18 protein-coding genes and 1 riboswitch are annotated in these 19821 nt (G+C 45.4%); of the genes, 9 read left to right on the forward strand and 9 right to left on the reverse strand.

The genetic code is table 11. The annotated features are described in order from the left end of the window. The first annotated feature begins 229 nt into the window (after positions 1–229). The 3 genes from PK654_RS09205 to PK654_RS09215 all read left to right on the forward strand — a co-directional run bounded on the left by PK654_RS09205 (position 230) and on the right by PK654_RS09215 (position 1696). Positions 230–427 carry a hypothetical protein gene (locus tag PK654_RS09205; protein WP_271695313.1) on the forward strand — a complete coding sequence of 66 codons (198 nt, stop codon included), beginning with the start codon at positions 230–232 and terminating at the stop codon, positions 425–427. A gap of 190 nt (positions 428–617) precedes the next feature. Next, positions 618–851 (forward strand): TIGR02647 family protein, encoded by a 234-nt coding sequence (locus PK654_RS09210; protein ID WP_271695314.1) that lies wholly within the window; start codon positions 618–620, stop codon positions 849–851. After that, entirely contained in the window at positions 851–1696 is an 846-nt protein-coding gene (locus tag PK654_RS09215) for an NAD(P)H-binding protein (RefSeq protein WP_271695315.1), read from the forward strand. The genes PK654_RS09210 and PK654_RS09215 overlap by 1 nt, the downstream gene beginning before the upstream one ends. Here PK654_RS09215 and PK654_RS09220 read toward each other — a convergent pair. From PK654_RS09220 to cmoM, 6 genes are all read right to left on the reverse strand, one after another. Next, positions 1656–2954, reverse strand: coding sequence for a sensor histidine kinase (locus PK654_RS09220; protein WP_271695316.1), 1299 nt, complete (start codon positions 2952–2954; stop codon positions 1656–1658). The genes PK654_RS09215 and PK654_RS09220 overlap by 41 nt on opposite strands. Before the next feature lie 2 nt (positions 2955–2956). Then, a complete protein-coding gene (locus PK654_RS09225) occupies positions 2957–3625 on the reverse strand; it encodes a response regulator transcription factor (protein ID WP_271695317.1) in 669 nt (222 codons plus the stop codon). A gap of 164 nt (positions 3626–3789) precedes the next feature. After that, positions 3790–8250 carry a chromosome partition protein MukB gene (gene mukB / locus PK654_RS09230; RefSeq protein WP_271695318.1) on the reverse strand — a complete coding sequence of 1487 codons (4461 nt, stop codon included), beginning with the start codon at positions 8248–8250 and terminating at the stop codon, positions 3790–3792. Further along, complete coding sequence (mukE, locus tag PK654_RS09235) at positions 8247–8927, reverse strand: chromosome partition protein MukE (protein ID WP_271695320.1); 681 nt, start codon at positions 8925–8927, stop codon at positions 8247–8249. The genes mukB and mukE overlap by 4 nt, the downstream gene beginning before the upstream one ends. Then, a complete protein-coding gene (gene mukF / locus PK654_RS09240) occupies positions 8908–10245 on the reverse strand; it encodes a chromosome partition protein MukF (protein WP_271695321.1) in 1338 nt (445 codons plus the stop codon). Before mukF ends, mukE begins: the two co-directional genes overlap by 20 nt. 8 nt (positions 10246–10253) lie before the next feature. Beyond that, on the reverse strand, positions 10254–11039 hold the full coding sequence (gene cmoM / locus PK654_RS09245; protein ID WP_271698846.1) for a tRNA uridine 5-oxyacetic acid(34) methyltransferase CmoM: 786 nt from the start codon (positions 11037–11039) through the stop codon (positions 10254–10256). 114 nt (positions 11040–11153) lie between these two features. Here cmoM and elyC point away from each other — a divergent pair, with 114 nt between their 5' ends. Beyond that, positions 11154–11963 (forward strand): envelope biogenesis factor ElyC, encoded by an 810-nt coding sequence (gene elyC / locus PK654_RS09250; RefSeq protein WP_271695322.1) that lies wholly within the window; start codon positions 11154–11156, stop codon positions 11961–11963. A 118-nt stretch (positions 11964–12081) separates the two neighbouring features. Here elyC and torR read toward each other — a convergent pair whose 3' ends face one another. Beyond that, on the reverse strand, positions 12082–12795 hold the full coding sequence (gene torR, locus PK654_RS09255) for a two-component system response regulator TorR (RefSeq protein ID WP_271695323.1): 714 nt from the start codon (positions 12793–12795) through the stop codon (positions 12082–12084). A 234-nt stretch (positions 12796–13029) separates the two neighbouring features. On the opposite strand from torR, the gene torD reads away from it, so the two are divergent. The 5 genes from torD (at position 13030) to PK654_RS09280 (ending at position 17119) form a co-directional block, all read left to right on the forward strand. Further along, positions 13030–13677, forward strand: coding sequence for a molecular chaperone TorD (gene torD, locus PK654_RS09260; protein ID WP_271695324.1), 648 nt, complete (start codon positions 13030–13032; stop codon positions 13675–13677). Positions 13678–13900: 223 nt separating this feature from the next. Further along, positions 13901–14920, forward strand: coding sequence for an HTH-type transcriptional repressor PurR (purR, locus tag PK654_RS09265; protein ID WP_271695325.1), 1020 nt, complete (start codon positions 13901–13903; stop codon positions 14918–14920). Between the two features lie 190 nt (positions 14921–15110). Next, positions 15111–15193: riboswitch (cyclic di-GMP riboswitch) on the forward strand. Between the two features lie 114 nt (positions 15194–15307). After that, positions 15308–15898 (forward strand): TfoX/Sxy family DNA transformation protein, encoded by a 591-nt coding sequence (locus PK654_RS09270; protein ID WP_271695326.1) that lies wholly within the window; start codon positions 15308–15310, stop codon positions 15896–15898. A 186-nt stretch (positions 15899–16084) separates the two neighbouring features. After that, positions 16085–16762, forward strand: a complete 678-nt coding sequence (locus PK654_RS09275) for a TVP38/TMEM64 family protein (RefSeq protein WP_271695327.1) — start codon at positions 16085–16087, stop codon at positions 16760–16762. A 45-nt stretch (positions 16763–16807) separates the two neighbouring features. After that, complete coding sequence (locus PK654_RS09280; protein WP_271695328.1) at positions 16808–17119, forward strand: putative signal transducing protein; 312 nt, start codon at positions 16808–16810, stop codon at positions 17117–17119. On the opposite strand, the gene PK654_RS09285 is transcribed toward PK654_RS09280, so the two are convergent. Continuing rightward, positions 17116–17922, reverse strand: coding sequence for an alpha/beta fold hydrolase (locus PK654_RS09285; RefSeq protein ID WP_271695329.1), 807 nt, complete (start codon positions 17920–17922; stop codon positions 17116–17118). The genes PK654_RS09280 and PK654_RS09285 overlap by 4 nt on opposite strands. A gap of 443 nt (positions 17923–18365) precedes the next feature. Then, on the reverse strand, positions 18366–19820 hold the full coding sequence (glgA, locus tag PK654_RS09290; protein ID WP_271695330.1) for a glycogen synthase GlgA: 1455 nt from the start codon (positions 19818–19820) through the stop codon (positions 18366–18368). Position 19821: the final 1 nt, after the last annotated feature.

Consider the following 19821-nt stretch of genomic DNA (forward strand, 5'->3'; position numbering starts at 1 on the left):
TGTGGCTCTCACACGGTTATCCACAGATAATGTGGATAACCTCCCCTTATAAGCAAACGATTGAAAATTTGTTGACCCCATTCAAAGATCAAAGACTGCGACCATTAAAGGTCACAGACTTTGCGGAACTCTTGTGCTAAGTTTCATCGGGTATCTACATAAACACTATCAACCGATACTGTGAATTGATAGTTCTGAACATACCACTCCATAGAAGGAGAATATTGAGATGATGGATATTATCGAACCCTGTGAATATCAGGACAGCGCTCCCTTTCAACTGGCACTGACAGAAGATGAACGTAACTGGTTCAAGGAACAGCCTCTTCAGGCAGACGAACTGGATATAGAAGAGTCAACATGCATCTTTACCCAGATTCTGCTTTGCCATTCAGAACATACCCACTCTGACCAATATTTGGCCTGAAACGGTCAGCACATGAATTACCACCACCGTCGTCCCTGACGGTGGTTTCGATTTGATAAAAATCTGGCTGCTATCTTGCGGTAAATTTGGCCAATTTAATCCAAGCTAACACTTCTGCACCTAACAACTTGTCTCACGGCAGTGAGGCCTTTATGGTTTTCAACAGATAAACAAAAACAGAGAAACAACTATGAAATTTAGCCAAAACAACCTAGCAGAACTAAACCTGCTGCTTCAGTTTGATATCAGCAGCGCAGCAACAGGAATTAAAGTTCATCAGGAAGCGTCTGAAGACGTAAAAAATGCCGTGGCTAGCCTGTATAGCAAAGGGCTATGTACAATGCCCGATGGCGGCTATTTAACAGATGAAGGCATAGAGATGGCGGAACACGCAGACAAACTTCTCCGGGTACTCTCTGCATAATGAGTAATCAGGCTACGGCGATTATCGGGGGCGGCTGGCTGGGAAAAGCATTGGCATGTCAGCTAAAACAGGATAGCCACTCCGTTTTTGTTTCCCGTACCAGCGATAAGGGCGTTGAATTGCTAACACAAGAGGGGCTGCAATCCATATTGGTTAAGCTTCCTTTCTCCGCTGGTGAGCAATCATCATTTATCCGTTTTCTTCAGGATAATAATATTTCAACACTGGTCGGGAGCTTTCCACCCGGTTTTCGTAAGGGTAGTGGTCAGGAATATCTCTATCAATGGCGCTCATTGATTGAGGCGGTATCAGGCAGTGATGTCAAAAAGATTATTATGATCAGCTCTACTACAGTCTATCCGGCTGGCTCTGAGGTGATGAATGAGGATGTCGCAAGTTATGCTAAGGCCATGAATGATGAGCGTTTCTCAGATAACGCCCGTATTATGCTGCAGGCCGAACAGGCGTTAATTGATTCTGGTGTCCCTTTTGTCATTATACGTTGTGCAGGGCTATACGGCCCTGAGCGGCATCCGGGGCGGTTTGTAGCAAAAATCCCCGCCATAAGCAGCACAGCACCGGCTAATATGCTGCATCTCGAAGACGCAGTAAACATTGTCCGTTTTGCCGACCAACAACTTTGTAATGAAGTTATCAATGCCTGTAGTCCGGATAAGGTGAGTAAAGAGCAGTTTTATCGTCAGGCTCTTAACGACTATGACTCCTCCTTACCCTTCCCGCCGGTTACTGACAAAGCAGATAAAAATATCTCTTCACAAAAGTTACTCAATACCGGTTACCGGTTTACTTTTGAAAATCCGTTGCAGGGGCTGAAACACTGCTAGATTTTCCAGTTTTACTATCTTCGGCAAAGTTAACTTCAACAATAACTTTGCCGCCTTCCGCCCGATAGCAAAAATACCATTTATGTCTGTCGCAGATACGTTTAACCAGCTCTAACCCCAGCCCGAAGCCACTGGCATGTTTTCCCTGATAATGGCTGACATTATCTAGTACTATATAGCTGCCGTATATACGTACATTAATTGTTCCCTCTTCGGCATATTGGTAAGCATTGCGGATCAAATTACTTATTACGATCTCTGCCAACGCCGGATTGGCAATACAGCTCCCCTCTCCCGACAACTTAAAACCAAGTTGCTTGTAGCGCTTTAAGTAGCTGAGACGTTGTGAAAGATTTAAGCAAATATCCGCCAGATCCAGTTGCTCACTTTCAAGATCATCAGCCGATTCACGCGCCAGCCACAGCAGTGTACGGCATAAGGTACTCATATTTTCGACTGCATGTTGTGCCCTGCCTAATGGCCGGGAAGCACCATGCTGCTCTGAAAGGGTGTCTAGGCTGGCCTGCATAACTGCCAGAGGTGTTCTTAGTTCATGGCTGGCATTTCTCAGAAACTGACTCTCCCGCTGGTTATAGGCGGTTATTCGTTCTATGGCCGACTCCAGTTGCTCGGCAATCTCATTCAGTTCCTGATACTCATATTGGGCTTTTTCCTGCTGGTAGTCTGTTCCCATTTTTTCTGCCCAACGGGTGAGGTGAACAAAGGGCTGTTCCAGACTTCTCATCCATCTTGCCGCCAGAATAAACAACAGCAACATAAACAGAGCAACTCCTATCAGTGCAGCAATAGTAATGACTTTAAGGTACTCTCTGTATACTCTGTCAGCTTCTTCACCACGGAACTCGGCCAGCCAGAAAGCGGTCTTGCCGTTATCCAAGGGAAACTTCATCAGGGATAAATAAATATGTTGCCCCTGACGCTCTACTAAATCATCAACGGGAACATCCAATTCCAGTTGCTGCGGACTGATATAAGCCTGTTTAACATCTGCAGGTAACTCATCCCATGTTCTGAACACAGTAGAGGTGGAGACATTCAGTACCTCCTGACCACTGTTCTCTGCTTCGAGACGAACTGCCAACGTACGTGCATCCATACGGGTGAGTACAACGGCAACATAATCAAAGCCATAGGTGTAGCCGATGGCCACTATCGCCACCATGGAGACCACCAGAATGGAGCCAAAAGCAACAAGCTTTCTGGCAAAACTTTTTTGCAGGGAGATGCTCTTTTTCAACTTTACTCTTCCTTAAGCTGAATGCCGGAGTTAATCCGGGTATGCAATAAAGGCGTAGTAAAAGGACGATCAATCACCTTTCTCAGCTTACTGATTTGTACCTTTAAATTACTGGGGTCAACTTCTGAATCCGGCCAGATCAACTGTTCCAGCTCTTTTCTCGGTACAACACGGGGACTTTCTTTGGCGAGATGCAATAACAGTTGCCAGCCAACCGGGGAAACTTTTATTACATTTCCTGCCCTGATAACCTCCTGCGCAGGAATATTCAGAGTCAGTTCACCTATGGTGATCTTGCCTGTCTCTTTAGCGCGACTTCTCTTCAACAGCGCTTCAATACGCGCCCATACCACAGGCATAGGGCAAGGTTTTACTACAAAATCGTCTACCCCACTGCGGAAGCCGGCAAGCTCATCTTCCATAGTGTCGTAGGCCGTCATCATCAGTACAGGAGTTGAGACGTAAGCGTCTCTTAACAGAGAGCAAACTTCATAGCCGTCCATTTTAGGCATATTGACATCAAGGATAATCACATCGGCATCACCCTGTTTTGCCAGCTCTAATCCGCTTTTACCATTGTAGGCAAAATCGCACTCAGCCCCTTTTAACTCATAGTAATCAGCTAGTGCACCGGAAAACTCTATATCGTCATCAATTATTAAAACCTGCATTTTACGACCTTTGCTTGTTATTTCTTTTACCAGATAGCTTTAACTGTTCTATAAAACGTCTAAGCGACAGTACTTTATCTGCCAGAGCGTTACCCTAACGTTAACCAAAAATCCTATACCCAGATAAAAAAAACCGCCAACATCTCGTTAGCGGTTTACATCAGTTATGAGAACTCCAACTGAGCGTCCTGCTGCTGGTAGCCACTGCTATTAAGCTGGCCGAACCCCCGTAGCCCGACAACATGAACGTGTTCATGATCTTTAAACACCTTACGCACAAGCTTATAGGTGGTTCCCTTCTCCGGACTGATATTCTCCGGTGCAGCAATCAGCAACTGCATATCCAGACGGTCACACAGCTCAAACAAGGTGGAGATGGATTTGCTATCCAGTCTGGCGGCCTCATCCAAAAACAGTAACCGGCACGGCACAATATCTTTACTTCTCAGGCGGCGTGACTCCTCTTCCCAGCTCTGAACCACCATCAGAAGAATAGACTGACCAGTACCGATGGCCTCCCCCGTTGAAAGCGCACCCGACTCAGCCTGTAACCAGCCGTCCGTTCCGCGGTTGACCTCAACACTAAGCTCAAGGTAGTTGCGGTAATCCAGTAACTCTTCACCCAGTACCTGAGCTGACCGCTGTCCCATATCAATATGCGGATTTACCCGCTGGAATAGCTTAGCCATGGCTTCCGAGAAGGTCAGTCTGTTACTTTCAAACAGATCCTTATGTTGCTGCTGTTGCTCACTCAGTCCGTTAAGCAGTATCTGATGGCTCTCACGCACATTGACGTTCAGGCGCACACCTTTTACCTGACCAAAGTTAATATTGGACAGCCCCTGATTCAGCATACGAATGCGATTCTGCTCACGCAGGATAGTCTTGTTAATAATACTCGCCACGGAATCTGAGCTAATGGCCAGACGGTTCTCCCTCTGGGTCAGCTCTTCAGTCAGTCTGGCCAGTTCTACTTCCATCTCTTCTATCGCTTCAACAGGATCATCCGTATGAATGATATCCTGCCGGATTCTCTCTCTCAGATGCTGATAGACAGAGATATAAAAGGCAACTTTCCTCTCCGGACGGGCAGTATCTTCAGACGCTCTTAATGCATCACGTAAGGTCTCATTATCCGCAACCGCTAACCGGAGGGCACCAAGAGATTTATCGGACAGTGAACGAAGCTCATCGGCGGTTTTGTAGGCGAACTCTCGCTTATACAGACGCCTTTCAACATCATGCTCCCGCGCCATATGCAGTACATTACACCAACCAGCCTTGGCTGCCACCACCAAGGCTCTCAGCTCAACATAGTTTTTCTGCTGTTTTCGGGCACCTTTAGCCTGAGCTTTCAGGTCAAACTCTATCGCGGTGATCTGTTTCTCACACTCACTCTTGTGAGTGCGGCTGTCCGTCAGTTGTTGTTGCAAAGTCTGTTTTCGGCTTTCTGCTCTATGCAGGGCACCTTCATCTGCCTGTACACCCAACTCTTTTAGTTCAGCAATAAACTCGCTGACCGTTTCTGACTTGGCCTGATGAGCACTTTTTAGTGAAACCAGTACCTGATTGTACTGAGCCGATTGCTCCTTAACCGCCCTCAGTTTATTGCGTTTTTCGTCTCTCTGGTTTTCCGTCAGTTGTAACTTGGCCTTTAACTGGTCATTCAGTTCACTGCTCTTATCCAGAATAGAGACTGAATCGGCGTAAGCGAAATACTGTCTTCTCTCAAACAGATCTTCCAGCGCAAACAGAGCAGCCTTAATCTGCATAAGCTCATCATTCAGCTGTGTATGATTCGCTTCAATTTCATCCAACGCCAGTGGATCTATGCTCAATACCGCCGTGTAGTTTTTCAGCTCATTAATGGCTTTTTTATGCCGGCTGACAAACAGCTTGCTCTTATCCAGTTCCGCCAGCTTCTGTTCCAGCTCTTCAATACTAAGGGTAATTGAGTCGTCTTGAACAAAACGCAGCACAGGCAAAATAGCATCCAGCAAACTGATCGCCTGTTTGCTTTGTAAGGCAGCAGACTTCAGTTGGGTATCTTTCTCATCCAGCAGGGATAGAGCCTGAGTAACGGTATTGATGTTTTTACTGCACTCATTGAGTGCCAACTCTGGGTCAGGCTGAAACGCAACGCCGATATGCTTTTCAATAAACTGGTTAAAACCCTCATACAGACGGGCAAGTTTCTGCACTTCAAAGGACGCTTTGGCGTAGTTTTCGACAACTTCGTCCCGCTCCAGCCGCAATGCTTCCAGCTTCTGTTCCCGTGCCGCCCTGCCAAACAGCGACGTCTCCGGAATACGTGAGTATCTAAGCTGCTTATCACTAAACCTGACGCAAACTGCATTTTCCAGCTCTTCGGCATCAAATACACTGTCATCAAATGCCTCTACATCCCCTTCAATAAAATAGAGATCTTCCGGGCAATCGTGCAGCTCGGCCAGTTTCTGTTTAATTCCGGAGAGGTCAGAAACCACAATGGCATGTCTGGCCGGCCCGTACATAGCACTAAAGTAAGGGGCATCCTCTACAGAGATATCATCATAAATTTCTGACAGCAGAACGCCGCCAAGAAAATCAGCAATATCCTTTAGCAAAGGTTCGCTGGATCCACCCGGTGACGCCAGTTTGGAAATTGTCTGCTCTAGAGTCTCCCTGCGTTCAGCCAGTTTCTCTTTTTCACTCTGTTGCTGTTTTTCCTGAGAAAGCAGCGTCTGAATATATTGCATTACCGACTGAGCTGAAGCGAACTCTCTGCCACTCTGCTGCTGCAGTTTGTTCAACGCATCATTGGCCCGAATCCATTCCGGAGCAGACTGCCGCAGCTGTCTGGCTTGCTGCTCTAAGCTATTCAACTGAGCTTTTTTAAGGTTTCGCTCATCACGGGCATCATCCTGCTCATGTTCTGCGGACTCAACAGTCAGCTGATGACGTAACTTCTCTTCCTCGATCTGCTCAGCATCCTGCAAAGATACTGCTTGCGTATCCAGATACTGCTGGTAAAGCGCCTTAGCCTTTATCTGGGTCTCTCTGTCTCTGATCAGGTTATCCAGTTGAGAGCGCCATTGCGCTTCATTTTGTATAAACCTTTCCGACTGATCCAGACGTTCCGTCAACTGTTGCGCTTTTTCTGCTACCTGTTCTCTGTCAACAGAACCGGCAATATCCGTAACCAGTTTCAACCCTTTTTCGAAGCGGGACACCTGAGTGCTAAGCAGATCCAGTTGATGCTTAGTCGCCAGAAGCTGATCGGTTTTTTGCTGTTCTTCGCTTTTGAGTTCAGCCAGTTTCGGCTGCACCATTTCAACGCTCAGTTGCGGGTTTCCGGTAATATCTGCTGCTTTCTCCAGTGCCTGCACTGCCTGCTGATATTGCAAAGCTCTGGTCTGCTGAATATCCAGCGCCTGTTGATAGTCCGCCAACTGTGACTTAAGGCTGTCTACCTCTTCTTCACTATAAGTGGTTTCCTCTTCCAGAATCAGCAACTGCTCTTGCGCTTCTTCCACCACCATCATCTGCTCTTCAAGCTGTTCACTCAGCTCTTCCAGATCGTACTGATAGCGCTCTATCTTTTCTTGCTGACGTAATGCCGACTGCACTAACTGCAGATGATCGGAAGCAGCCTGTAGATCTAACTCCTGCAACGATTCTTGTTCAATAATCTCATTAAGCTGTTTCTGCGTCCGGGTTAAGGCTTCAGTCTGCTCTATGGTCCGCTTTCTTGAAGCAAACAACTCGCTACGCAATGACATAACCTGTTGGATTTTCTTCTCGCGATCATTGGCATGACGCATATAGTCAGAAGCAACATAGTTTGTAGATTCAGTAAGCAGATGCTTAAACAGATCTCTGTCCGCCTGAGTGGTTTTAATGGCATCCAGCGTCAGCCTGTTCTCCCTGAGAGCAGACTCCATATCCTGAAATGCCTTCTTCACACCACCATTCTGCGGCAGAAGATAGTCGCGCAGAGAGCGGGTAATGGCACTGGAAATACCGCCATACAGTGATGCCTCTATCAAGCGATAAAACTTGGAGCGATCACTGCTGTTTCTCAGCTTCTTAGGCAGAACGCCAAGGTCAAACATCAGTGAGTGGTACTCAACCACTGAGTTAAATGCCTTAAACTGTACCCCTTCCAGACCGGCTACCAGTTGCTTCACCTCGTTGATCTGCCGGACACGGGCCGTCTCACCTGAAACGTTTTCAATCAGCAGATCCGTCGGCTTCATGGCTGACGGCAGCCCCTGAACAAGGAAAGGCTTAATATCCACCTTCTTATCCCGTCCGGCAATTTGCTGAAGTTTGACAGCAAATATCACCCGTTGCTTACGGGAGTTGATCACCTCCAGCGCCGCAAAACAGACTCCCGGTTTCAGTTTGCCGAACAAACCTTTATCACGTGACGCCTGAGAGCTGCCGGCTTCTGTGGTATTTCTGAAGTGCAGCAGGCTCTGATCGGGAATTAATGCAGTAATAAAAGCCGCCATAGTGGTCGACTTACCTGCTCCGTTACCGCCGGAAAGTGTGGTCACTAACTGGTCGATATCAAAGGTTCTGGCAAAAAAACCGTTCCAGTTGATCATGGTCAGTGATTGATATTTACCTCTTTCAATCATGAGTCGGCCTCTTGCTGTTCTTTTTCACTTGTTTCTTGCTGCTCGGTTACCGCTTCTCCATCTCTTATCAGCCTTAATTGCGCTTGCTGCATATCATCACCAAGACGCACATCGGCACCAAAGCGGAACACCGCTTCACTAATACAGAACTTTCCTTCTTCTCCGACAGGTATCACCATTCCCAACCGTTTTAATCGTCTCAGAGAAGTACGCACCTTTTCAAACAGCTTCTCTTTATCAAGATCAGAGCCAGTAGCCCTGTTCGTCACCAGTTTGATCAGCTTTTTTTCATCTGCCAGAGACAACAGCTCTTCATACAGGTTTTGGTTAGTAAAAATGCCTTCATGAGCCAGACGCTCAGGGCTAAGATAGAGGTAACACAACACCTTACCCACCAGCATGTCCAGTTCAGACAGTACACTGCGCCCGATTAAGGATGTTGAACGCGGTCTCAGATAAAAGAAACCTTCCGGCGCATGAACCAGCTCAACATTGTATCTCTGGTAAAACTGAACCAGCTCATTTTCAAAATCCACCAGCAAGGCGTGGTTATCCAGGTCTTCTGCGGACACGTGCCGGCCGGTTCTTAACATGCTATCCAGTGCCGGAAACAGTGGATTTGCAATCACTTTTGCCAGACTCTCTGACATATATTCATCAAAATTTGTCGATGACATTTGCTTGTACCTTTGCACCAAAATCGTTTATCTCTGTCCAGTCAGGCTGAATAGCCAGATAATCTGACTGGGAATAACCCAGACGTACCGCCTGATCGATAACAATTCGGGCTAAATCAAAATGATGAGCCTGCGGATGCAGGGCTAAACACTCTTTTAGCAGACGGGCAAGATCGATGGTCTGCGCGTTCTGCCTGTGAGCGGAAAGCATCTCGGCAACCTTGTCACCCAACTCATCACTTACTTGTTGAAAATCTTCAAATTCCATCTCATCAGGAACCAATCCTGTGGCTTCCTCGCTACTGAGAATAAGAGATTCATCCCTTAAATCTGTCAGTTTGTCAGCACTGGCATAGGTTAACTGCCATGGTGCATCAAAATACTCTTTCACTGACTGACGCAGCCGCTGACTGAAAGCCCTGTTCTTATCCATATCAATCGCGGTACGGATAAATTTATGCACATGGCGGTCATAACCAATCCAGAGATCAATCGCCTGCTGACCCCAGTTGATAATGCGGTCTAGCTTCATCTGCAGTGAAAACAAGGCTGCATCTATAAATTCAAGATCATCCCGGTTATAGATAGTCTGCTGGATATCCATTAACTGGGTTTGCAGTTCATCACCGGCTGCCTGAATAGTATCTTGCAACTCCCTCAGGTTTTCTGATGTAGCAGAAAGTAGCTTTTCGCAATGACTAATAGCGTCGCGCCAGTCTTTATTCAGCAACTGCGCAATTTCATCTTTTACCTGCTGCTGCTGTTCATCCATCACCCTTTGGTTCAGATCTATCTGGTCAAATATCTCTGCGACGGAATACTTAAGTACCCCGTAAACATTCTTTTGCCAATACTCCACCGAACCGTCCTGCCTTGCAGCTTCAGTTGCCTTAAGCATTTCATCTGCCAGCATGGATAACTGAATAGAGAGTTTAAGCTTGGAAAATTCCCGGTGACGGACGTAGTAATCCGTGATGCCTACTGCGAGAGGAGACAAGCGATAAATGCTTGCCCCTGAATGAATTTCACTGGTAAACCGGCTTATCAATCGCTGGCTGACCAGCTCATTAATGGCATTATTTGCCCTGAATGCACTCGCCTCACCAGTCTGTTCAAATTTCCGGGTAACAATGGAGAACGCATCATGCAGTTCTCCTTCACCCAGTTCTTCATCAAATTTTGCGTTTCCTAACACAGAGATGGCAATTAAAAATGCCAGCCGCTCGTTAGAAAGATTCAATGAGAAATTGTGCTGCTGCACCCAGTCAACCAGCTCATCTATCGGTTGCTCGGTTATAGCATGAGTCATATCGCTCATTGGTGTTCCTATTTTTCTTTTTTCTTAGCCCATACGTGAATATAGCGGCCAAGGGAGAGGTATGGTTCTTGTCTACAAAGCCTTTTTTCAAGTTCCAATACATCCTCATACTGAAAATCGCCCATATATTCCATATTGCCAATATAGTCGTGAAATGAACGAATTCCTGATTTTCCACATATTTCAAATCCGGCCTCTTCAATCCATTGATAGACATGTTCCGGATAGAGTCCTTTCTGTGGTTGTAACTTAAATCGTTTTCTGTGTGGCATCCCCTGCAAAACATGAGGTATGTTGCCACAAATAACATTCTTATAAACTAACCCATGATGGTTATAAAACATCACCGAAGCGACACCACCGGGTCTGACTTGCTCAAGCAGCAACTTTAACGCCTGTTCCGGTTTTGCTAACCACTCCATAACGGCATGAAACAAAACCAGATCCGCTTTCTCTGACAAGTGACACCCTAACTCCTGCACAGGAGAGTGAATATAACGAAACTGATCGCTCAGGCCGTTTTTTTCAATCTCTTTGCGCGCTAGCTGCAGCATTTCTGAAGAGATATCACACAAAGAAACCCTGCCGCCCTGAGCAGCCAGCTTCTGAGACATCTGCGCCAGTCCGCCACCGGCATCCAGAATATGCAAAGGCTCACCAGCGGGCTCTAGTACCTCCATAGCGGCACATAGATCCTCCCAGACAATGGTTTGCCGGATGTCACCTTTTCCGGAGCCATAGATATTTTTGGCGAATTTTTCCGCTATATCATCAAAGTTACGGTCTTCTATCACGCTGTTTGAGTTATCATTTTTCAATTTGCTGCCTATTCTGTCATAGGAAATACAGGAATAAAGGGTTATGCTGAGTTTTTACAACTAAGTGATGATTTTTCGGACTATTAAAGTATGTTTGAGCTAAAAAAAATACTGTCGTCCCTCTCAATGCCTCTGCCAGCCCTGCTGATTGTTGGTTTTTTAGGCCTTGCATTAATTATGTTTACTCAGCGGCACCGCTTTGGTGTATTACTGGTTTTCCTCTCCCTAAGCGGCATTTTTGCGGTTTCGTTCCAACCCCTTTCTACACAACTTTTAAAACCAATGGAACGTGAATACACCGCTTTTCTTCCGGTAGATGAAAGCATCGATTATGTTATGGTTCTCGGATCCGGTCACGTAGTAGACGATCAAATCCCGCCCACTTCTGAATTAAGCAGAACGGCGCTAATGAGATTAGCCGAAGGTATTCGTATTGTGCGTATGTATCCCGGCTCCAAGTTAATCTTATCGGGTTACGCCGGCGGCGCTGAGTTTAGCCACGCTAAGATGATGGCTCGTGTTGCCCTTGCTCTGGGCGTTGCCAAGCCAGACATTATTCTGCTGGAAACAGCAAAAGATACATGGGAAGAAGCGAGGCAGGCAGCGGCATTTGTAAAGCAGAAAAAGCTGGTTTTAGTCACTTCAGCAAGCCATATGAAGCGGGCTCTGACCGAGTTTCATTCCGCCGGCCTGAATCCTGTTCCTGCGCCGACAAACTATCTGGCTCAGTCTGAAATCAAGCAGGCGTGGGTTAAATTTACTCCACAGGCAAGATATCTGGAGCAGACAGAAAGATACTGGCACGAAAAGCTGGGAGTATGGTGGAGTTATATCCGCGATTCGCTCATAGATACTTCTTCAACATTACCTGAAAAAGCGCCCGTTACTCAGCCGGAATAGTGATAAGTTTAACAAAAGTGATTATTAATCTGAGCTAGTTCTCATTATCCATTAAAAAAGCCGGGGAAATACCCCGGCTTTTATTAACAGTTATATTAATTTATTAAAAATAATGGCCTTAATCGCCGGCAAACATATATCCTTCACCATGCACAGTAACAAATATCTGTGGATTTTTTGGATCATATTCCATTTTCGCTCTTAACCGGCGAATCAATACATCTATGGTTCTGTCATTAGGAGCATCAACTCTGTGGCTGATCATATTAAGAATACGTTCGCGGCTAAGAACTTTATTTGAATTAGAAGAGAGAGCAACCAGCAACTCATACTCTGCTTTGGTCAGTTTTACCGGCAGACCATCTTTGCTTAATGCCCTTCTCTGGATATCAAATACCCACTCACCAAAGTGGACAACAAACTCTGAATCCTGCTCCTTGTCAGGTTCCCCCGGCGGGTTACGTACCAGAGAGATTCTCCATAGCAGGTTTTTAACCCTTACCAACAGCTCTCTAAGCTCAAAAGGCTTAGTCACATAGTCGTCTGCCCCCATTTCAAGGCCGACAATTTTATCAATACTGTCCGTACGTCCGGTAACCAGTATGATGCCAATATCCGATTGAGTCCTGAGCTCCCGCGTCAGCATTAGTCCATCTTCACCCGGCAAGTTAATATCCAGCATCACCAGATCGATATTGTTTTCCTGAAGCACCTCCCGCATGGTGTCGCCATTTTCGGCTTCACTGACCTGATAGCCTTCATTCTGAAAATACCCGACCAATTTACTGCGGGTGACTACATCATCTTCTACAACTAATACGTGACTGCTCATGACCATGACTTTTTCCGTTTTTCAGTTACGTTGCATTCTATTTATATTATTTAACAATTCTAGCCCAGAATAAGTTTTTTATTGAGTTTTTTGATTTTTATTGATGGAGAACAACTATTTGACGCCGTGTTAATTTTCTCCTATTTTTCTTAATATATTGTCATAATTTAAGTTAATTCTATTCATATTTTTTGCATACAATTATTTAAGTATTGTTTATTTAGGAATTAAATAATGGAAGAGACAAAAGCGTTTAATGAAAAACGAGCTGAAATCTACTGGTGGCTTTCTAGTCTTTTTGCCAAAGAGCTGACAGAAAAAGATGTTCAGGCATACCACTCTCCAGAAATCCGTTCATTTTTAACCGGGCTGGGTGAGAACCCTACCCTTAAGCCTTCTGTTGACAAAATGGTTGATGCATTAAACCGTCTTCAGGATCGTGAAGATGCTCAACTGGAACTGGCAGCAGATTTCTGTGGCCTGTTTTTGCAGACAGATAAATCGGGCGCCCTTCCCTACGCCTCCATGTACATAGGTGAGAACGGCCTGTTAAATGACAAGCCTGCTCAGGAGATGCAAAAACTGATGCAGAGTCAGGGTGTCGATGTACACAGTGACCTGAACGAACCTGCTGACCATATTGCCATCGAACTGGATTTTCTCGGCAATATGATCATTCGATCCAACGAGCTGGAAAAGCTGGAACATATTGATCAAGCTCTGCTGGAACAGAAAGCATTTATTGAAACTTATCTGTTAAGCTGGATCCCTGAGTTCAGTAAAAAATGCAGTAAGTTCGATGATTTTGGTTTTTATTCCAGTGTCTCTACACTGCTGGTCGATTTCTTAAAGCTGGACTGCACTTATCTTGCCGGAGAATAATCTCAGGCAATAGCAGGCAAATGTGACCAAATACAAATTAATTAGAGCTTTAGCTTTGTATGTTGCGCAAAAGCGGCTATCATGCCTGCGAAAACGATGATAAACGCATGAAAATCATAAACCGCTATACCAGATAGCGGTTTTTTGTGTTTCCGGCACAGATATTGATGGATTTAAAAGTTGTCTACACTTTATAAGAACATCAGAATAATAGGATAAGCTTATGGCCACCATAAAAGATGTTGCGCGCATCGCTGGCGTATCAACGACTACTGTATCTCACGTAATTAATAAAACTCGTTTTGTTGCTGAGGCGACTCAGCAAAAAGTGATGGACGCAGTAAAAGAGCTCAACTACGCCCCTAGTGCTGTGGCCAGAAGTTTAAAATGTAATACAACCCGCACTATCGGTATGTTGGTAACTCAGTCTACTAACCCGTTTCTGGCTGAAGTTGTAGATGGCGTTGAGAGCTACTGTTACCGTCAGGGTTACACTCTTATTCTGTGTAACACAGGTGGTATCTACGAGAAACAGCGCGATTATATCCGCATGCTGGCAGAAAAACGTGTTGATGGCATTTTTGTTATGTGTTCTGACCTGACAGCTGAACTTCAGGAGATGCTGGACGGTCACGCCGATATTCCTAAAGTAATTATGGACTGGGGTCAGGGTACCTCGTCCTCTGAAGATGATTCAGATAAGATTATTGATAACTCCGAAGAGGGTGGTTACCTAGCGACCAAATACCTTATTGAGAATGGCCATACTGATATCGCCTGCCTTAGCGGTCATCTGGATAAGAAACTCTGTATAGAAAGAACTCAGGGCTATCGCCGCGCGCTGGAAGAGAATGGCATCAAGTTTGACGAAAGTAAGATCCTTGAAGGTAACTTTGAATGCGATACAGCCGTTGAGGCCGCTGACAAGATTCTGGCTATGGACAAAAAACCGACGGCAGTATTCTGCTTTAACGACACCATGGCTTTAGGCCTGATGAGCCGTCTTCAGCACCGTGGTATCCGTATCCCGGAAGATATCTCTGTGATCGGTTATGACAATATTGACCTTGCAGCTTATTTCTCTCCGCCGCTAACCACCATTCACCAGCCTAAGCGACGTGTAGGTAAAACAGCATTTGAGATTCTGCTGGAAAGAATCAAGAACAAAGAACACGAAAAACGTGTGTTCGAAATGCAGCCAGAATTGGTTGTACGCGATAGCGTTAAAAATATTAGTAATTAAGCTGATTTGCTATGTTTTAGTTTGCCGTGCAGTACTGTTTCAGCACGGCAATTTAACCTTCTAATTACATTCACCTCTTGAATTAATACTCTAGTAATTTGCTTAAATACGGCCAGAGATTTAGTGAGCAACATCACATTAAACATTCTATAAAGTGATCTCTGTCCAGAAATTATCTATATTTATAGAGTCACGATCAGGGCAAACCATCCGAAAGGGTGGGACGCAAAGCTTCCGGCCTTAACAGAAATGAAAGGTAGCGGGGTTGCCGAAGACTGATTGACAGGCTATTGAGTTTTTACGTTGTTCTGACAACTCAACTCGCTGTTCTGTTAATTTCTCGGTACTGAATTGGTTGATGCAATTTCCTAACCCGAGACTATGAAAATGGATAAACCAGTACTCAAAGATTCACTACTATTATTTGAACGATTCGGCAAAGTAAAGTCGCGTTCAATGTTTGGCGGATTCGGGATTTTTGTCGATGAAACCATGTTCGCTCTTGTTGTAAATAACTCTCTCCACATAAGAGCTCATAAAGCTTCCGCTGAAAAGTATAAGGCAGCAGGATACACACCTTACGTTTATAAAAAGCGTGGTTTTCCCGTTGTCACTAAGTATTTTGCTCTGCCAGATGAAATATGGAACAACACAGATCAGATACTCTCTATTGCCACTGAAGCTCTGGAGTATGCGAAGAGTGAAAAAGCCACTCACGCGGAAGAAAAGCCAAGCAGGCTAAAAGATCTACCTAATCTGCGCCTTGGCACTGAACGCATGCTGAAGAAAGCCGGTATTGCATCCGTCTCCGACCTGAAACAAGTAGGTGCCGTTGGTGCTTATAAAGCGATACAGAAAAGTCACCCCGACACCGTTAATTTAGAACTTTTGTGGGCTCTTGAAGGCGCCCTTAAAGGGACACACTGGTCTGTAATCACCCAAGAGAGACGAGCAGAACTTATGCAGGCTCTCAATTAATTGACCTGCAAGCCAGCTAATGCAAAGCCGCTAACTCTGTTTAGCGGCTTTTTTGTTCTGTTCAGATTAAGGTTTAAACGAAATAGAAATAATCTCTGCTTTCATAGGCCATAATTAAAATATTATGAAAGTTTTCTCGGGCTATCCCTGTCATAGTAGTTAACGCAAATTTTATGGAAACGAATAATGAACAAGAAACTAATTATCGGACTTTTTTTAGTTGCTCTTATTGTGTTGCTGGCTACTCAGTTTGGTCAGTATCTGACTCTGGAAAACGCCAAAGCTCAACAAGCGTTGTTAGCGGACTATATTGAGAATAACTTTGTTATTGCTTCTCTTATCTACTTCTTCGCTTATATTTTGATTACCGCGTTTTCCATTCCGGGTGCGGCCGTTGTAACTTTGCTCGGCGCAGCTCTGTTTGGTTTTGTCACTAGCTTGATTCTGGTCTCATTTGCCAGCAGCATAGGGGCGACACTTGCCTTTCTCAGCAGCCGCTACCTGCTTCGTGACTGGGTACAGTCTAAGTTTGGCAGCAAACTGCAGACCATTAATGAAGGCGTGGAAAAAGACGGTCCGTTTTATCTGTTTTCATTAAGACTTATCCCTGTATTCCCGTTTTTCCTGATTAACCTACTAATGGGGCTGACGCCAATCTCCACTGCCCGTTACTATCTGGTTAGCCAGTTAGGCATGCTGCCGGGCACCATTGTGTTCCTGAATGCGGGTACTCAGTTAGCCAATATCGACAGCTTGTCTGGTATTGTCTCTCCGGGTGTACTGGCATCATTTGTTCTGCTAGGCCTGTTCCCTGTTATCGCAAAATGGATTATGAAAAAGGTTCGTCCTGTTAACCACGCCTGATAGCTAACGGCGTAGCAGGCCTCACAAAGGAGAATTCTGACGTAAATGAATATCTATAGTGCAGCCAACCCTACCGAAGCTCACATACTCTGTGAGCTTCTTAAACAGCATAAAATTAAGGCAGAAGTGCGTGGTGAAGGTATTTTCAGCCTCAGGGGGGAGCTACCAATGACAGAGGAGAGCGATCCTTATGTCTGGTTGCTTAATCCCCGTCAGCAGAGTGAAGCGAAGCGGATAGTAGAAGAGTTTAAACATCATCAGCACAACGCCCCTGAATGGCGGTGCAGTCATTGTAATGAGACAAATGAAGGCCAGTTTGCTATCTGCTGGCAGTGTGGAGAATCAGCGCCGGATTAGGCGCTGATTTTGATTTGCCGGCGGATAAAGTCTATCGATTTCTCATTAAACTCATCCGACTTTTCTACGTTACATACATGACCGCAATCGGCGATCTCATGCAGTGTACTTTGCCGGTGCAGAGCAACCATCTCCTTTACCGGACGGATAAACATATAGTCTTTATCACCCATCAAATACAGCGTAGGTATCGGCATCTCCTTTTCGCGGAAATAACGCATCATGGGGTTTACGTCCGAGGCAAGAATAAACCAGCGCTTAAACTCTTTTTGACACAGTTTCTTTGCTTCCCTGACAAACAAGTGACGGGACTCTTTCTGATTCTTCTGCGGCATAACGATATAAGCGAACAACCTATAGAGCCACATATAGGGAACGATATGCTTACAGAAATAGCCGAGCCTGACCAGTATCTGAGAGCGGATATCCAAACGGGTTATGGCGCCGCCTAGCACCATAGTCGCTACTCTTTTATCTGCAATCTCAGCCAGATTGCGCACGATAATGGTGCCCAGTGACATACCGACAAAGTGAGCCGACTGGATTTTCAGGTGATCCAGAACCTTAAGAATGTCCAGGGTGACATCTTTGAAGGTGTAGCGGTTGACCATAAGGTCTTTAAAAAGGTTATTAGAACGACCATGGCCACGAAGATCGATAAGTAACAGATTAAAGTGCTGTTTGTACGCTTTAATCTGTTTAAACCAGATGGAGGAGCTTCCACCGGCACCATGTACGAACACCACCCACTCTTTACTGGTTGGATGCTCAAAGGTTTTATGGAAAAGTAACGATTGCGACATAGTCTCTTGTTTTTCGATCTCTGGTTCCGGAAAAACAGCTTATCATAGCCGTTAGTTTCATTTCTATTATCTATGTATACCCAAGTGACTTCAAGATACAGGATTCAGAGCTGCATCAAGATGTTCAGTTCAAGGAAGATAACTGTAGGAATGGCACTCCCTTTCAAAGTTATCTGACACAGAAATGGGCATCTTGATGCGCTCCCGAAGGGCGAGTTATATTGGCTCCTGCTCTATGTTACTGATTCTCACCGTAGAATGACTATGGCTTCAAATCAGTGCCTTGATCAGAAGCCAATATATTCTCGCTGAAAAAGCATCTTGAGGTTACTTGGGTATAAGGTGCTTTAACCAGAACAAAAAAGAATATATAAGCACGGCTTAAGAAAAGCGCTCTGGTCAGTAAAAACCAGAGCGCTATATTTAAGTCAGTTATTTGTTCTTTATTGGTTTATCGCTGCCTGATACATCTCTACATAGGAGAAAGCTGAGCGTTCCCAGCTAAAGTCCTGCTTCATGGCTCTTAACTGTACCTGCTGCATTTTCTCAGGGCTCTGAAGATAGAAAATTAACGCACGCTGCATAGTAATAAGCAGATCTTTTGCGTCAGGATAGTGGAAACCAAACCCCGTGGCACTTTCCGGATGGTTATCATAATCAAGAACCGTATCTTTCAGTCCACCTACCTCACGCACAACAGGCAGTGTTCCGTAAGCCATACTGTATATCTGATTCAGACCACAAGCTTCAAACTCAGAAGGCATCAGGAAGAAATCAGCACCAGCCTCAACAAGATGAGCCAGCCTGTTACTGTATGCTTCGATAAAAGCGAACTTATCCCGGTTACGCTGGCTGATTTCCCGTAACTGCTGAGCGATATTAGGATCGCCGGTACCGACAATCACCACCTGAACATCATTGCTGAGGAACTTCTCCAGGATAGGAAGAATATAATCAAACCCTTTCTGATGAGTCAGACGGCAAACCATACCAAACATAGGCTTATTACTCACCGGCAACTCAGTTTCTGCTTGCAACTCTTGCTTTGCTGCCAGCTTACCTGCCAGCATGCTCTGCTGTTCCGCTTTATAGTTTAGCGGCAGGAACTCATCGTTCTCTGGATTCCATTCGCTGTAATCGCAGCCATTGAGGATACCGCACAGGTCATCAGCACGGCGGCCGAAGTCATCGACCAGACCATGGGAGCCCAGCGGCGTCAGTAGTTCCTGAGCGTAGTTAGGGCTTACCGCATTGATTTTATCCGCATAGGCCAGCCCCGCACGTAACATACCAACGTGGGAATGACTGTATCTCAGATGTTCCATACCTGCTGATTTTAGCTCAGGAATTATCCCCAGTTCATCATAGGAGTATATTCCCTGAAAAATGGCATTGTGAACCGTCAGAACGCTTTTCACCTGATTGAAGCGTTTATCATAGCGGTAACGGGTTTTAAGCAGAAACGGAACCAATCCTGTGTGCCAGTCATTGGCGTGAATAATATCGGGGTCAATCCCCAGTTTGGCAATACAGTCCAGTGAAGCGGAGGAGAAAAAGGAGAATCGCTCTCCGTTGTCAGCATAGGCGACATTATTCTCAGCATAAAGTTGGTCGCGGGCAAAATACTTAGGACAATCAATGGCATATACCGGAACACCGTCAAGCTCAAGCTTTTTGACCTTGTAACCAATATGCGGCCAGAAATCCAGCTCCGTAGAAAGCAGGGTTTCTGCCTGCTCTATCCCCGGTAACGTACTGTAACCCGGGATAACAATCGATACATCATGCCCTATATTCTGCAAGGCCTTAGGCAGGGCTTTTGCCACATCAGCCAATCCACCACTTTTAACCAGGCCCTGCGCTTCTGATACTACAAACCAAATTTTCATTTGTTCCATT

Source organism: Vibrio sp. SCSIO 43137 (genome assembly GCF_028201475.1).
Lineage (GTDB): Bacteria > Pseudomonadota > Gammaproteobacteria > Enterobacterales > Vibrionaceae > Vibrio.

Coding starts and splice junctions, on each gene's coding strand:
- PK654_RS09210 (WP_271695314.1), top strand. CDS start 618: ATGAAATTTAGCCAAAACAACCTAGCAGAACTAAACCTGCTGCTTCAG.
- mukE (WP_271695320.1), bottom strand. CDS start 8,927: ATGTCATCGACAAATTTTGATGAATATATGTCAGAGAGTCTGGCAAAA.
- purR (WP_271695325.1), top strand. CDS start 13,901: ATGGCCACCATAAAAGATGTTGCGCGCATCGCTGGCGTATCAACGACT.
- PK654_RS09225 (WP_271695317.1), bottom strand. CDS start 3,625: ATGCAGGTTTTAATAATTGATGACGATATAGAGTTTTCCGGTGCACTA.
- glgA (WP_271695330.1), bottom strand. CDS start 19,820: ATGGAACAAATGAAAATTTGGTTTGTAGTATCAGAAGCGCAGGGCCTG.
- PK654_RS09280 (WP_271695328.1), top strand. CDS start 16,808: ATGAATATCTATAGTGCAGCCAACCCTACCGAAGCTCACATACTCTGT.
- torR (WP_271695323.1), bottom strand. CDS start 12,795: ATGAGCAGTCACGTATTAGTTGTAGAAGATGATGTAGTCACCCGCAGT.
- PK654_RS09275 (WP_271695327.1), top strand. CDS start 16,085: ATGAACAAGAAACTAATTATCGGACTTTTTTTAGTTGCTCTTATTGTG.
- torD (WP_271695324.1), top strand. CDS start 13,030: ATGGAAGAGACAAAAGCGTTTAATGAAAAACGAGCTGAAATCTACTGG.
- PK654_RS09270 (WP_271695326.1), top strand. CDS start 15,308: ATGGATAAACCAGTACTCAAAGATTCACTACTATTATTTGAACGATTC.
- PK654_RS09215 (WP_271695315.1), top strand. CDS start 851: ATGAGTAATCAGGCTACGGCGATTATCGGGGGCGGCTGGCTGGGAAAA.
- PK654_RS09285 (WP_271695329.1), bottom strand. CDS start 17,922: ATGTCGCAATCGTTACTTTTCCATAAAACCTTTGAGCATCCAACCAGT.
- PK654_RS09205 (WP_271695313.1), top strand. CDS start 230: ATGATGGATATTATCGAACCCTGTGAATATCAGGACAGCGCTCCCTTT.
- mukB (WP_271695318.1), bottom strand. CDS start 8,250: ATGATTGAAAGAGGTAAATATCAATCACTGACCATGATCAACTGGAAC.
- elyC (WP_271695322.1), top strand. CDS start 11,154: ATGTTTGAGCTAAAAAAAATACTGTCGTCCCTCTCAATGCCTCTGCCA.
- mukF (WP_271695321.1), bottom strand. CDS start 10,245: ATGAGCGATATGACTCATGCTATAACCGAGCAACCGATAGATGAGCTG.